Raw genomic sequence first — 14,288 nt, forward strand, 5'->3', positions numbered from 1 at the left:
GAAGCAGAACATGAGCCAATCAACTAATACCCGCTTAACCAGCACCAGCCAGACCCAGGCTTGGCTGGAAAGCCTGCGGCCAAGAACATTGCCACTGGCCTTTGCCTCTATCGTTACCGGTTCAGCGCTGGCTGTCTGGCTCGATAGTTTCAAGCCGGCAGTCGCATTGCTCGCCTTATTAACCGCTGGCCTGCTGCAAATTTTGTCCAATCTCGCCAATGATTATGGCGATGCCATCAAGGGCAGTGATACCGAAGAGCGTATCGGGCCATTGCGCGGCATGCAAAAAGGGATAATTACGCGCCACCAGATGAAAGTCGCGCTAATCATCACTGTGAGTCTGACCGTCATCTCAGGTATCGCACTCATTGCCGTGGCTTGTGAAAAACCCAGCGACGTTTTAGGCTTTTTACTGCTCGGGCTGATGGCAATTGTGGCTGCCATTACCTACACCGTGGGCAGCAAACCCTATGGCTATATGGGGTTAGGTGATATCTCGGTATTAGTATTCTTCGGCTGGCTGAGTGTCGCCGGGACTTACTATCTTCAGGCTGGCCACTTTGACAGTATCGTCATGTTGCCAGCTACTGCCTGTGGTTTACTGGCAACCGCTGTTTTGAATATTAATAATTTGCGTGATATCGAAAATGACAAAGCAAATGGCAAAAACACACTGGCGGTGCGTTTAGGCCCGGTCGTCGCACGTTATTACCATGCCCTGCTGATTATTGCGGCTATCTTCTGCCTGATATTATTCAATATTCTTTATCTGCATAGCTGGGCAGGTTGGATCTTTGTTCTGGCCATTCCCTTGTTAGCCAGACACGCGCTGTTTGTACTGCGTGACCCTACCGCCGCTGGCATGCGCCCGATGCTCGAACATATGGTCAAAGCTGCGCTACTGACCAATATCCTGTTTGCTATCGGTCTGGTACTGAGTTAATCCCGCCTCTTTTTTCTCCGGGTTGTGGTCGATAAAATCTGCCCGGAGAAATTTAACAATTGATGATTTTGCCAACAGTGGTCAGAAAGGGATATACTTAGCATCCCAGCCGCAACCAGACGTTAATCCTATGAAATATGATACTTCCGAACTCTGTGATATCTATCATGAAGAGATAAATGTGGTAGAACCACTGTTCTCCAATTTTGGCGGACGTACTTCATTTGGTGGCAAAATAACCACTGTAAAATGTTTCGAAGATAACGGCTTGTTGTTTGACCTACTCGAAGAAAATGGTCTTGGCCGTGTTTTAGTGGTTGATGGCGGTGGCTCCGTGCGCCGTGCATTAATCAATGCTGAACTTGCTGATTTAGCATTGAAAAACGAGTGGGAAGGCATCGTTGTTTACGGCGCTGTTCGTCAGGTTGATGAACTGGCCGAATTGGATATTGGTATCCAGGCGATGGCCGCCATTCCAGTCGGTGCTGCAGATGAGGGCATTGGTGAGAGTGATATTCGCGTTAATTTTGGCGGGGTGACATTCTTTTCCGGTGACCACTTGTATGCAGACAACACCGGGATCATCTTGTCTGAAGAACCTTTGGATATTGAATAGTATCTCTCTGATTTGCATATGATAATTATTAGATAGGGCGATATTGATATCGCCCTATTTGCACTTCAAACTCAACGTGGCTATGTGACTAGCGGCTTTCAACAACGCGTTGGTGATGCTTTAAGCCAACTGGCACTCAGACTTCTTCCATCTTTCCCAACAGTGCCCGCAGACGATCCTGCCACACATGCTGTTCTTGTTTCAGTTGCTCATTTTCGCGCACCAGGGCTTCACGACCACCAGCCGCTTCCTGAACTTCTTGAGACAGGGTGTTATTTTTCTCTTTCAGCTCTTCAATTTCCATCTGTAACAAAGTGATGGTATCAATCGCCTGCTGAACTTTAACTTCCAATTTCTCAAATACTTCAAATGACATTCTTCGGTCCCCTTATGAGTCGCAAGGCGTACATCTCTTGATCGCAGTCATCATTGTTAACTTCAGTTGCCACATAAGTGGGAGCAACTATCGATAAATGAAACTGCTGTGAATACTTATTTATCGCGCTATATATCCATCAAACGAGTGCAGCACGCACTCTATTTTAGGTGTCCCATCGCCCAGGCGAAGCAGCTTGATAAAACGATGGTCTTGTAAAGCGCCGCCCTTGTAAAGCGATTGTATGTAGCCAGTCCCCCCCTGTCTAGCGCCATGCCGGTACAAACCACACTCTGTTGCAATTTCATGTCAGGAACCATCAGTAAAAACTGAAAAACCTCTACGACCAATCCTGTAAAGTTATACATGCGCTTAACAACTGGAGATAAAAGTACTGGTCTGATCACACTTTCAAAGTCCTTTAACAGCCGTGAATAACGCGAAATCGCTCATTTTTATGACGTACCACACACATTTTGATTTCGCTATTTCTCGTTTGTGCTCGTTAACGATAAATTTACATCAACCCTTTTATAATTCGAAGGGTAAAAATAAGAAATACCCTATAAATCTCTGTCTCTAGGACATCTACTATGAGCCAAACCGCTAGTTCGACCTTGAAGGGCCAATGTATCGCGGAGTTTCTCGGTACTGCTCTACTCATCTTTTTTGGTGTGGGCTGTGTCGCTGCATTAAAGTTGGCTGGGGCCAGTTTTGGGCAGTGGGAAATTAGTATTATTTGGGGCCTGGGTGTTGCCATGGCCATCTATTTAACCGCAGCCATTTCAGGCGCACATCTTAATCCGGCAGTCACCATTGCATTGTGGTTATTTGCCTGCTTCGATCGCCGCAAAGTTCTCCCTTACATTGTGGCGCAAATTGCCGGTGCATTTTGTGCCGCGGCCTTAGTGTTCGGCCTCTACTACAATCTGTTTATCGATTTCGAACAAACTCATCAGATAGCACGCGGCAGTGTTGAAAGCCTGGATCAGGCTGGCATCTTCTCGACTTATCCCAATCCACACATTTCTGTTTTCCAGGCTTTCCTGGTTGAAACTGTTATTACCGCAATTTTGATGTGTCTGATCCTGGCGCTGACTGATGATGGCAACGGCATTCCACGTGGCCCATTGGCGCCATTGTTGATTGGTATTTTGATTGCCGTTATCGGCGCTTCTATGGGGCCACTGACTGGGTTCGCATTAAACCCGGCTCGTGATTTTGGTCCAAAGCTATTTGCTTATTTTGCAGGCTGGGGCGAAATCGCCTTCACTGGCGGACGTGATATTCCTTACTTCCTAGTACCCATCTTTGGGCCTATCGTCGGCGCATTGGTCGGTGCATTCGGTTATCGCGCCCTGATTGGTCGCCATTTGCCATGCGATGTGTGTGTCGCTGACGATGAAGAAACCACGGTTACGACCACAGAACGCAAAGCGTAAATAATAGATACTGGAAGAATATACCCACCGTAATTGGAGTTGTGGGTATAAACGGCAACTTAAAAGTAGGCTAATTATGACAACTGAAAATACTACTCAAAAGAAATACATTGTCGCGCTTGATCAGGGAACCACCAGTTCCAGAGCAGTGGTGTTAGATCACGATGCCAATATCGTGAGTATCTCTCAGCGTGAATTTGAGCAAATCTACCCTAAAGCAGGATGGGTTGAGCATGACCCAATGGAAATTTGGGCTACCCAAAGTTCTACATTGGTTGAAGTGCTGGCCAAAGCCGGTATCAGTTCAGATGAAATTGCGGGTATCGGTATCACCAACCAACGTGAAACCACCATTGTCTGGGACAAAACAACAGGTAAACCGGTATATAACGCCATTGTCTGGCAATGCCGCCGTACTGCTGATATCTGTGAAAAACTGAAAAAAGAAGGGCTGGAAGAGTATATCCGCCACAACACCGGGCTGGTGGTCGACCCTTACTTCTCCGGCACCAAGGTGAAATGGATCCTTGATAACGTAGAAGGCGCGCGTGAGCGTGCTGAGCGCGGCGAGTTGCTGTTTGGTACTGTTGACACCTGGCTGGTGTGGAACATGACACAAGGCCGTGTACACGTAACAGATTACACCAACGCATCACGTACCATGATGTTTAATATCCGCACCAAAGAGTGGGATGAACGTATGCTGACAGCGCTGAATATTCCGCGCTCAATGCTACCAGAAGTTCGCCCATCCTCAGAAGTTTACGGTCAGACCAACATTGGTGGTAAAGGCGGGACTCGTATTCCCATCGCCGGGATCGCCGGTGACCAGCAAGCCGCGCTGTTCGGCCAGCTTTGTGTCCAACCAGGGATGGCAAAAAACACCTACGGCACTGGCTGCTTCCTGCTGATGAACACCGGTACAGAAGCGGTTCAATCCAAGAATGGCCTGCTAACCACCATCGCCTGCGGCCCTCGCGGTGAAGTTAACTATGCACTGGAAGGTGCGGTGTTTATTGGCGGTGCATCTATCCAATGGTTGCGTGATGAGTTGAAGCTTATCAGCGATGCCGATGACTCTGAATACTTCGCCACCAAAGTAAAAGACAGCAACGGTGTGTATGTAGTGCCTGCTTTCACCGGCCTCGGGGCTCCTTATTGGGATCCGTATGCGCGTGGTGCAATTTTCGGCCTGACCCGTGGGGTTAACAGCAACCATATTATCCGTGCAACACTCGAATCTATTGCTTATCAGACTCGTGATGTACTGGATGCTATGCAAGCGGATTCCGGTGAGCGCCTGAAATCGCTGCGCGTTGATGGTGGTGCAGTTGCGAACAACTTCCTGATGCAGTTCCAGGCTGACATTCTGGGCACGCGTGTTGAGCGCCCTGAAGTACGTGAAAGTACAGCACTGGGTGCCGCATTCCTGGCAGGTCTGGCAACTGGCTTCTGGAATGATTTGGATGAAGTGAAGAGCAAAGCCACCATTGAGCGTGAATTCCGTCCAGGGATAGAAACTACTGAGCGTGATTACCGTTACAAAGGCTGGAAGAAAGCCGTGGCCCGCGCCCAAGCATGGGAAGAGCACGAGGAGTAACGGCCCGCCGGCTTTAAGCTAAAAATGTTTTATGCAATCGACGCCCCATCACTCCCCCTGATGGGGCGTTTTTATGGTGAAAAAAAACACCACATCAAAAGACACGCTTGCGGCTTCACGTCACAAAAGTGGTAGAATTCCGGCTTCCATTCTTCTATACCACCTCAATTAACAGGTTAATGATGAAACGTGAATTAGCCATCGAGTTTTCCCGTGTCACCGAAGCTGCCGCGCTGGCAGGTTATAAGTGGCTGGGTCGGGGCGATAAAAATGCTGCCGACGGTGCTGCTGTAAAAGCCATGCGTATTATGCTCAATCAGGTCAATATTGATGGGCAGATTGTTATCGGCGAAGGTGAAATCGATGAAGCTCCAATGCTGTATATCGGCGAAAATGTCGGCACAGGCCAAGGCGATGCGGTTGATATCGCGGTAGATCCCATTGAAGGCACCCGTATGACTGCAATGGGTCAGGCTAATGCACTGGCGGTGCTGGCGGTGGGAGATAAAGGCACATTTTTACACGCGCCAGATATGTATATGGAAAAACTGGTGGTTGGCCCCGGAGCGAAAGGCGCTATCGACCTTAACCTGCCGCTGGAACTCAACTTACGTAATGTAGCCATCAAGCTGAATAAGCCACTGACCGATTTAACGGTTATTACGCTCGCTAAACCGCGCCATGACGGCATCATCGCCGAAATGCAGCAACTGGGTGTCAAAGTGTTCGCTATCCCCGATGGCGATGTTGCGGCTTCCATTTTGACCTGCATGCCAGAAAGTGAAGTGGATGTGATGTACTGCATCGGCGGAGCACCTGAAGGCGTGATTTCTGCTGCGGTCATCCGCGCCCTGGATGGTGATATGCAAGGCCGTTTGCTACCTCGTCATCAAGTAAAAGGTGATAACGAAGATAACCGCCGCATTGGTGAAGAAGAACTGGTGCGCTGCAAATCAATGGGTATTGAGGCAGGTAAAGTGCTGTTACTGGGTGATATGGCCCGTAATGATAATGTGATTTTCTCTGCCACCGGCATTACCAAAGGTGATCTGCTGGAAGGCATTTATCGCAAAGGGAACATGGCAACCACCGAGACACTGCTGATTCGCGGTAAATCCCGCACTATCCGCCGTATCCGTTCCACCCATTTCCTTGATCGCAAAGATCCGGCGCTGCATGAATTCTTGCTGTAATTAGTCTCACGAATTCTTTAGCAAAAAATTAAAATGGTGGCGGCTGATAAAGTTAAACGAAGGGGAAGCGTGCCGTTGGGGTCGTAGCGATGCCAGTCGCCGGAGCGCCCATCGGTGCGTTAACCCCTTCGCTCACAAGAATCTCTTCGTAGTTAAACCCGATGTTCTTGCGGTTGCATCCGGTGAGATAACGGCCACCAGCACAGCAAAATCAAGACTGCCATAGCAAACATCAGCAGCCCCAGGCTGAATTGCCCGGTTTGCGGCAACATGGCTGATAACCAGGTCGCCAGACCTGAACCGACATTCTGTAACCCGCCGACCAAAGCCCCCGCCGCACCGGCCAGATAAGGGAATGGCTCCATCGCCCCTGTCGTGGCAAGCGGGAATAACATCCCAGCACCAAAGAAGAACAGCGCCGCCGGTATCACCAGCGTCCAAATATTCATAACGCCAAACCAGCCAGGTATCCACATCATCAAGCCCGCCAGCAGACAACTGATCACTGAATGCCACATCAGGTTATGGAAAGTTTTACCATCGCGACCGGCATACCATGCACCAAAGAATGCGGCAGGAATGGGCAGGATAAATAGGATACTGACCGTCACCCCGCTCAACCCCAGCACACCGCCCATCAACACACCGGCACTGGCCTCAAACACTGCAATTCCCGCCAATGCTCCAATCAGCATCACCAAGTAACAGCTAAAGGCGCGATCTGATAATAATAAGCGGAAGCTGGCCAGCATGCGCCGCTTCTCAGTTTGCTGCGGACGAGTTTCTGGCAACCAACGAAACATGCAAAATGCCACGCCACCACATAAAAAGAGCAGAAAAGCATAGCATGCACGCCAGCCAAACAGGCTTGCCAGCACCCCACCGATGACCGGAGCCATGAGCGGGCTGACCAAAATTCCCATGTTCAGCATACTGTTAGCGTAACGCAGTGCGGTGCCAGCATATAAATCTCGCGGCATGGTTCGTGCCATCACACCTGCGACACCCGTCCCCATACCTTGCAAAGCACTGGCCGCGACTAACAAGGACAAACTATTTGCCAGCCAGGCTCCTAATGCGCCCAACATAAATATCATCATGCCCGCCAATATGACTGGCCGACGCCCAATCCGGTCAGATAGTGGGCCATAAATCAGTTGCGAGAAGCCATAGGTTAATAAATAGGCCGCCATCACGCGCTGTACAGTGCCGGGACGCACCGAAAGGTCGCGGGCGATATCCGCGACAACAGGAACGTAAATGGTTTGTGCCATTTGACCGACTGCAACTAACAGAATCAACATCACCAGCAGGTGGAAATTTTCTATTTTTCTCATAATCTTAACTAATTGTTAGCCGGACTTCGTGTCACATATACCTGGCAGCGAAAACCATATTTTGCGACACACCTCACTATTTTTGCGACACCACTTACTGGGCGCATAAGCTAACAAATTCAGATTTTTTAGCGAGCCAGCACGACATATTGCCAAATAGCCAACTGGCAGATAAAAACACCATTGTCGTAAAGTTAACTGTCCATATTGCGTGACTACAACAAGTGCGAAGGGTGTCACACGTAATCGATAATACTTTTCAACCAAATGACCTAAAATATCGCCTGCGCTTTAGGTACTACTTTCGATAAGTATTTGAATAAAGGGAATCATAATTATGGCTGAATGGGTTAGTGGCAAAATTACTCACATTGAACACTGGACGGACGCGTTGTTCAGTATTCGGGTCAATGCGCCAATTGACCCCTTTACTGCCGGTCAATTTGCCAAGCTGGCATTAGATATTGACGGCGAGCGGGTACAGCGGGCCTATTCCTACGTCAATGCGCCAAGTGACAAGAATCTGGAGTTCTATCTGGTCACCGTGCCAGAGGGGAAACTCAGCCCACGACTTGACCAACTGGCAGTGGGTGGCGAAGTGATGGTGACCAAGCAAGCGGCGGGCTTCTTTGTGTTGGAAGAAATTCCGGATTGCGACACGTTATGGATGCTGGCAACCGGCACGGCCATTGGCCCGTATCTGTCTATTTTGCAGGAAGGGCGCGATTTGGAGCGCTTTAAAAATCTGGTACTGGTTCATGCTGCTCGCTTTGCCCGCGATTTTAGTTATCTGCCGCTAATGCAACAGCTTGAGCAGCGCTATAACGGCAAATTGCGTATCCAGACGGTTGTCAGCCGTGAAGAATCCCCAGGGTCATTGACCGGCAGAGTCCCCGCACTGATTGAAAATGGCTCACTGGAAGCGGCAGTCGGCTTGAAAATTGATGCGGAAGATAGCCATGTCATGCTGTGCGGTAACCCGCAAATGGTACGTGATACTCAGCAAATGCTGAAAGAACAGCGCGGGATGCGTAAACATTTACGCCGTAAACCGGGGCACATGACCAGCGAACAATATTGGTAACCAGAAGCACCGTGGGCCAAGGGTTGACCACGCCGAGGGGCACTCCGACGGCTTACGCCGTTACGACCCCTGCGGCATGTTTCCCCTTGGTTTAATTTAGCTAACATCGTGAAGATGTTACTGTGATTTTTCAGCCAAAAACTTCACCGGCACGGCCTCTGGGCCAAAGCGGTTTTCCCCCTCAGTGCCAAGAAATGCGCCACAGTCGATAAGCATCATGACCATAATAAGTGTGGGAATAAATCGCCCGACACCCCATTGCCAGATCGGCGCGAGCATCTGCCAGTTACCGGCCATCAGCATCCATGCCAGTACCACCAATAATGCCCACCAACCGGCTTTATTGCGGTCATGTAGCCGTTTAACCACCACTGCCGCCGTGGGCCACAGTAAAAATACGATAGCAAAAGCGGCGGTTTGAGTTGACAGCCAATTCTGCCCTGCCAATGTGAAAATAATCAGCATTGCCAATAACCACAGCCCAATCCAGATCCAAAAATCACGCCGCCCGATACGGCCTTTCAACGAGAAACACCACTGCTGTATTGTCATCAATAACTCGACCCATTTAACTGATATAACCTAAAGTTGATATGTTCGATAGAGTAACCCAACGCTGCAACTAACCTATAATCTTTGCAGTGAATTTTGACAATCACCACCAATTACCGTTTTAATTCCCTCCACACACTCTTAACAACGGCGTAGCCATGAGAAAAGAAATAACCGCAATGCTGACAATACTGCTGCTAATAGCAACGGTTAGCCGCGCTCATGCCGATCCCGACGCTGGCAGTTATCAGCAGGCTGAAGAGACTCAACCAACGGCACCTTATCTGCTTTCTGGTGCACCAACTTTTGATTTAACCTTGGTGAAATTCCGTGAGCGGTATAATCACGCCAACCCAACCTTGCCACTCAGTGAGTTTCACGCCATCACGGTCAAAGATGATGCGCCCCCGTTAACACGGGCAGCCAGCAAGATTAATGAAAACCTCTATGCTTCCACGGCGCTGGAGAGAGGTACGGGTAAGATAAAAACCATACAAATTACTTATTTACCGATCAAAGGCAGTGAAGAAAAAGCCGCCCGATTGGTCGCAGTAAATTATATGGCAGCACTAATGCGTCAGTTTGAACCGACGCTCACGCTCGAACAAAGTATCAGTAATGTGCAGCAACTGCTGACCCAGGGCAAAGGATCACCTTTCTTCGCCCATTCTGTCGGCGCAATTCGCTATGTGGTGGCAGATAATGGCGAAAAAGGGCTTACCTTCGCTGTTGAACCGATTAAGCTGTCACTATCTGATGCATAATCTCGCCGCAATTAATGACGAAAAGCAAAGCCATTACCGCTAATCATCTCTATACTGTTGGACAGGTAAACTGCCTGTCGGGCAGTCATTATTATTGACCCTCGTGTCCCCTTGTTGGAGGAAGAAACATGCGTCATCCATTAGTTATGGGTAACTGGAAACTGAACGGTAGCACTCACATGGTTAACGAGCTTATCGCTAACCTGCGTAAAGAACTGAGCACTGTTGAAGGTTGTGGCGTGGCTATTGCCCCACCAGCTATCTATCTGAGTCAGGCTAAACATGCATTATCGGGCAGCCGTATCGCGCTGGGCGCACAGAACGTTGATGTCAATCTGTCTGGTGCATTTACCGGTGAAACCTCTGCTGAAATGCTGAAAGATATCGGTGCTCAATACATCATCATTGGTCACTCTGAACGCCGTACTTATCACAAAGAAAGTGATGAATTCATCGCGAAGAAATTCGGCGTACTGAAAGAAGTCGGCCTGACCCCTGTATTGTGCATCGGTGAAACCGAAGCAGAAAACGAAGCCGGTCAAACTGAAGCCGTTTGCGCTAAGCAATTAGACGCTGTACTGAACACCTTGGGTGCTACAGCATTCGAAGGCGCGGTTATCGCTTATGAGCCAATCTGGGCTATCGGTACCGGCAAATCAGCAACTCCTGCGCAGGCGCAAGCGGTTCACAAATTTATCCGTGACCACATCGCCAAACAAGATGCCGCCATTGCCGCACAAGTTATCATCCAGTACGGCGGTTCTGTTAACGATAAGAACGCAGCAGAACTGTTCACCCAGCCTGATATCGATGGCGCACTGGTGGGTGGTGCATCACTGAAAGCTGATGCTTTCGCGGTTATCGTGAAAGCAGCCGCAGCAGCTAAAAAAGCCTAATTTAGGTTTTAAGCTCTCAATTAGGCTGGGGCTGATGCTCCGGCCTTTTATTGATATTTTCATGAATTCCTTTCTTATATAAATCAATACCGTCAGCACCTATCGAGCCAAGAAATTTGCTTATCTGAGCCTCTTGATTGGAAAGCTTCTTTTGATCAGTCGGGTTTAAACGCTTCACCTGTTGGCTGATACTAAGATCACAGCTTAAATGGGTTTTCTTCTGTGCATCAAAAAAATGAATAAGATTGCTATCTTTAAATTTAATCAGATTACAGGCATGCCCTCGTGTCGCACCCGGTAGCAACTGCCAACTCGCCGGGCGATGAATCACAATAACGCCATTCAGTTCATCCTCGCGTTTCAATTGCTGTAATATAATAGTCAGCAGTTCATTAACAGAGTTAGTGCTATTCACTGGCAGCCCCATTATCCCTTTGACATCTGCACCTCTAAGCTCCGGCATTGCCAGATGTAATACATTGCTCTCGAATGTTTCTGCAACGGCTGTGGCACAAGAAGCACAGTTAGTTTGTCCAAAACCGTGAATACCAAAAAGTGCAAGCAAAGCAGCCAGAGGCCGCAGTAACAAAGGCGGCTTACCCTCACGATTTACTGTACCCAACAAATAGTTTGCCAGGTAATTCTCTTTGGTGCCAAAGCAGGAATAGTTGCCAGGTTTTATACCAAAAGAGTCTTTCTTATTTTCTATGGCCGTGGGCGGTGTATAGGTGGCTAGCTTTTCTAAGTTGTGGGTTTCCGAGTCCACATGCTCATACCTTGCATCTACGCTATGCTGTGATACAAAGCTCTCGCGGTTTCTTATTAGGTCTGAATTTTCATTTTGTTGAGCCTGTGAGTTCGTATTGATTATATTTTCTGATCTCATTCCCTTATCCCCATTAATTGATAAACCTAATTAACCGAGTTAATTCAATAACGCATTTTTCACTGCGTGGCGAATCGGGGAGTTTTTATCTATAAGAAAGGGGAATATTGTGAAAATAATTAAATCATGGGCGCTGCTAACAAAACAAAGCGCCCGTAAGCATTAACTTACGGGCACTGAGTCTACTTCTGCTATCAAATCATTATGTTATATTTTCTTGCTTTATCGCTTACTAATTTCGTCAAATACGCCGCCAGTTGCAAAGTGCACCTGCTGTGCTTTCGTCCAACCACCGAACACATCATCAATGGTAATCAGCTTCAGTTGCGGGAATTCCTTGGTAAACTTGGCCGCGACCGCCGGATCACGTGGGCGATAGTAATTCTTCGCGGCGATAGTCTGGCCTTCAGGTGAATACAGATACTTCAGATACGCATCAGCCACTTCACGGGTGCCGCGTTTATCCACCACTTTATCCACGACCGAAACCGTCGGTTCAGCCAAAATAGAGATACTTGGCGTGATGATATCAAACTGGTCTTTACCCACTTCATTCACCGCCAGCAGAGCTTCATTTTCCCAGGCAATCAATACATCACCAATACCACGCTCAACAAAGGTATTGGTTGCGCCACGCGCACCAGAATCCAACACTTCCACATTCTTATACAACTGTTTGACAAACTCTTGCGCTTTGGCCTGATCGTTATTGTTGTGCTCTAACGCGTAGGCCCATGCTGCCAGATAGTTCCAGCGCGCACCGCCAGAAGTTTTCGGATTCGGCGTAATAACCGAGGTACCCGGTTTTACTAAATCCGACCAATCATGAATCTGTTTTGGGTTCCCTTTACGCACCAGGAAGACGATAGTTGAAGTGTAAGGCGCAGAGTTATCTGGCAGGCGCTTGATCCAATCTTTATCAATACGACCACGCTCAGCAATAGCATCGACGTCATAAGCCAGAGCCAAAGTCACAACATCAGCTTCAATACCATTAATCACCGAGGTCGCCTGCTTACCAGAACCACCATGTGATTGGCGCACAGTCACTTTATCACCGGTTTTCTCTTGCCAGTGCTTACTGAATGCCTGGTTATACTCTTGATAAAACTCACGTGTCGGATCATATGACACATTCAGCAATTGAATATCTTTTGCTATGGCACCTGATGCCAACAGCAGTAATGAAAGACCTACACCCCATTTACGCATTAACCCGCTCCCCAGATTTATTGTTATTAACCAAATTGGTTGGCCTGATACTGAGCGTGCCAGAAACTTTCCTGCCAATTAAAGAATAAAAAATTTTTGATTATACCAATATGAAATATATAACCTGTTGAATGCAAAAAGCCCCCGCGAGCGGAGGCTTTGTTTTCGGGCTATTAGCTGTTTTAGAACAGTTTTTTCGCCGTGTCGTACCAATCTTCTTTAAATTTACTTTTCTTGTTTTCTGGCGCAATACAAACGGAGATTAATTCATGCACCATCTTCTCGTTCTGTACACCCACGCAGAAGCCACCGCGTGAGTAATCATGATTTTCCAACAACAGGTCAACAGCATAAGCACCCATGCGGGAGGCCAGAATACGGTCATAAGGAACCGGCGCACCACCGCGCTGGATATGACCTAATACTGTGCCACGGGTTTCACGGCCCGTTTCTTTCTCAATGTATTTAGCCAGCTCGTCGATATTGTCCAGTTTTTCGGTAATAGCAACAATGGCATGCTTTTTACCTTTCTCGATTCCCGCTTTGATTTCTTTAACCAAATCATCGCGTTTGAACTCAACTTCAGGAATAGCGATAAACTCACAACCCCCGGCAATGGCCGCCGCCAGAGTCAAATCGCCACAATAGCGGCCCATCACTTCCACGATGGAAATGCGCTGATGCGAAGAAGAGGTATCACGTAAACGGTCAATAGCTTCGACTACAGTACCCAATGCAGTGAAAAAACCGATGGTGTAATCAGTACCAGCCACATCGTTATCAATGGTGCCCGGCAAACCGACACAATGAATACCACCTTCTTTGGTCAGCAAGTCTGCACCAGCATAAGAACCGTCACCACCGATAACCACCAGGCCATCAATGCCACGCTCTTTCATGTTCTGTAAGGCGACTTTACGTTTTTCCGGATCACGGAACTCTGGGAAACGCGCTGAACCGAGGAAAGTACCACCGCGGTTAATCATATCTGACACGCTATAGCGGTCCAGCTTCCTCATGCGATTCTCAAACAAGCCAAGATAGCCATCTTCAATACCGTAAACTTCCAATCCTGCTGACAAAGCTGCACGAACAACCCCACGAATGGCTGCATTCATACCCGGCGCATCACCGCCGCTTGTTAGTACACCGATTTTCTTGACCATGACTACCTCTGAACTTGTAGATGCGATTTTTTAAAATTCTTTATTTGCCGATTATGTCTTGCACAGGCGAACAGTACAGAAAATCAGCTTGATGAGCTTAATATTGAATATTATAGCAAAAAGACCAAGCTGAATTGATTCAAGTCATGCCATTTGGCGGTATTTTCTTCATGATTGAACCATTATGTAACCACAGTTTACCTGTAGTTAATGTAGCAATA

14 protein-coding genes are annotated in these 14,288 nt (G+C 48.1%); 8 read left to right on the forward strand and 6 right to left on the reverse strand.

The genetic code is table 11. The features are described 5' to 3' along the window. The first annotated feature begins 10 nt into the window (after positions 1 to 10). Both HU019_RS08985 and rraA read left to right on the forward strand, forming a co-directional pair. Entirely contained in the window at positions 11 to 943 is a 933-nt protein-coding gene (locus HU019_RS08985) for a 1,4-dihydroxy-2-naphthoate polyprenyltransferase (protein WP_174848469.1), read from the forward strand. Between the two features lie 130 nt (positions 944 to 1,073). After that, entirely contained in the window at positions 1,074 to 1,559 is a 486-nt protein-coding gene (gene rraA, locus HU019_RS08990) for a ribonuclease E activity regulator RraA (RefSeq protein ID WP_174848468.1), read from the forward strand. A gap of 136 nt (positions 1,560 to 1,695) precedes the next feature. Here the strand turns inward: rraA and zapB are convergent, their stop codons facing one another. Further along, positions 1,696 to 1,935 (reverse strand): septal ring assembly protein ZapB, encoded by a 240-nt coding sequence (gene zapB / locus HU019_RS08995; protein ID WP_004392238.1) that lies wholly within the window; start codon positions 1,933 to 1,935, stop codon positions 1,696 to 1,698. A gap of 593 nt (positions 1,936 to 2,528) precedes the next feature. Here zapB and HU019_RS09000 point away from each other — a divergent pair. The 3 genes from HU019_RS09000 (at position 2,529) to glpX (ending at position 6,170) form a co-directional block, all read left to right on the forward strand. Continuing rightward, on the forward strand, positions 2,529 to 3,377 hold the full coding sequence (locus HU019_RS09000; RefSeq protein ID WP_174848467.1) for an MIP/aquaporin family protein: 849 nt from the start codon (positions 2,529 to 2,531) through the stop codon (positions 3,375 to 3,377). 76 nt (positions 3,378 to 3,453) lie between these two features. After that, the gene (glpK, locus tag HU019_RS09005; RefSeq protein ID WP_174848466.1) at positions 3,454 to 4,977 is read left to right on the forward strand and encodes a glycerol kinase GlpK; all 1,524 of its coding nucleotides are present in this window, start codon (positions 3,454 to 3,456) and stop codon (positions 4,975 to 4,977) included. A gap of 182 nt (positions 4,978 to 5,159) precedes the next feature. Beyond that, positions 5,160 to 6,170 (forward strand): class II fructose-bisphosphatase, encoded by a 1,011-nt coding sequence (gene glpX, locus HU019_RS09010; protein ID WP_011815289.1) that lies wholly within the window; start codon positions 5,160 to 5,162, stop codon positions 6,168 to 6,170. A 152-nt stretch (positions 6,171 to 6,322) separates the two neighbouring features. Here the strand turns inward: glpX and emrD are convergent, their stop codons facing one another. Then, positions 6,323 to 7,507, reverse strand: coding sequence for a multidrug efflux MFS transporter EmrD (emrD, locus tag HU019_RS09015; RefSeq protein ID WP_174848465.1), 1,185 nt, complete (start codon positions 7,505 to 7,507; stop codon positions 6,323 to 6,325). 337 nt (positions 7,508 to 7,844) lie between these two features. On the opposite strand from emrD, the gene fpr reads away from it, so the two are divergent. Further along, positions 7,845 to 8,591, forward strand: a complete 747-nt coding sequence (fpr, locus tag HU019_RS09020; protein WP_174848464.1) for a ferredoxin--NADP(+) reductase — start codon at positions 7,845 to 7,847, stop codon at positions 8,589 to 8,591. 117 nt (positions 8,592 to 8,708) lie between these two features. Here fpr and HU019_RS09025 read toward each other — a convergent pair whose 3' ends face one another. Beyond that, positions 8,709 to 9,143 carry a DUF805 domain-containing protein gene (locus HU019_RS09025; RefSeq protein WP_005175880.1) on the reverse strand — a complete coding sequence of 145 codons (435 nt, stop codon included), beginning with the start codon at positions 9,141 to 9,143 and terminating at the stop codon, positions 8,709 to 8,711. Positions 9,144 to 9,301: 158 nt separating this feature from the next. Here HU019_RS09025 and HU019_RS09030 point away from each other — a divergent pair, with 158 nt between their 5' ends. Next, positions 9,302 to 9,907: a DUF1454 family protein gene (locus HU019_RS09030; protein WP_174848463.1), complete on the forward strand. Its 606-nt coding sequence runs from the start codon at positions 9,302 to 9,304 to the stop codon at positions 9,905 to 9,907. A 128-nt stretch (positions 9,908 to 10,035) separates the two neighbouring features. Then, positions 10,036 to 10,803, forward strand: coding sequence for a triose-phosphate isomerase (gene tpiA / locus HU019_RS09035; protein ID WP_174848462.1), 768 nt, complete (start codon positions 10,036 to 10,038; stop codon positions 10,801 to 10,803). 16 nt (positions 10,804 to 10,819) lie between these two features. On the opposite strand, the gene HU019_RS09040 is transcribed toward tpiA, so the two are convergent. The 3 genes from HU019_RS09040 to pfkA all read right to left on the reverse strand — a co-directional run bounded on the left by HU019_RS09040 (position 10,820) and on the right by pfkA (position 14,067). Then, positions 10,820 to 11,689 carry a hypothetical protein gene (locus HU019_RS09040; RefSeq protein ID WP_174848461.1) on the reverse strand — a complete coding sequence of 290 codons (870 nt, stop codon included), beginning with the start codon at positions 11,687 to 11,689 and terminating at the stop codon, positions 10,820 to 10,822. A 222-nt stretch (positions 11,690 to 11,911) separates the two neighbouring features. Continuing rightward, positions 11,912 to 12,901: a sulfate ABC transporter substrate-binding protein gene (locus HU019_RS09045; RefSeq protein WP_174848460.1), complete on the reverse strand. Its 990-nt coding sequence runs from the start codon at positions 12,899 to 12,901 to the stop codon at positions 11,912 to 11,914. 182 nt (positions 12,902 to 13,083) lie between these two features. After that, positions 13,084 to 14,067, reverse strand: coding sequence for a 6-phosphofructokinase (gene pfkA / locus HU019_RS09050; protein ID WP_174848459.1), 984 nt, complete (start codon positions 14,065 to 14,067; stop codon positions 13,084 to 13,086). Positions 14,068 to 14,288: the final 221 nt, after the last annotated feature.

The organism is Yersinia artesiana, from assembly GCF_902726545.1.
Lineage (GTDB): Bacteria > Pseudomonadota > Gammaproteobacteria > Enterobacterales > Enterobacteriaceae > Yersinia > Yersinia artesiana.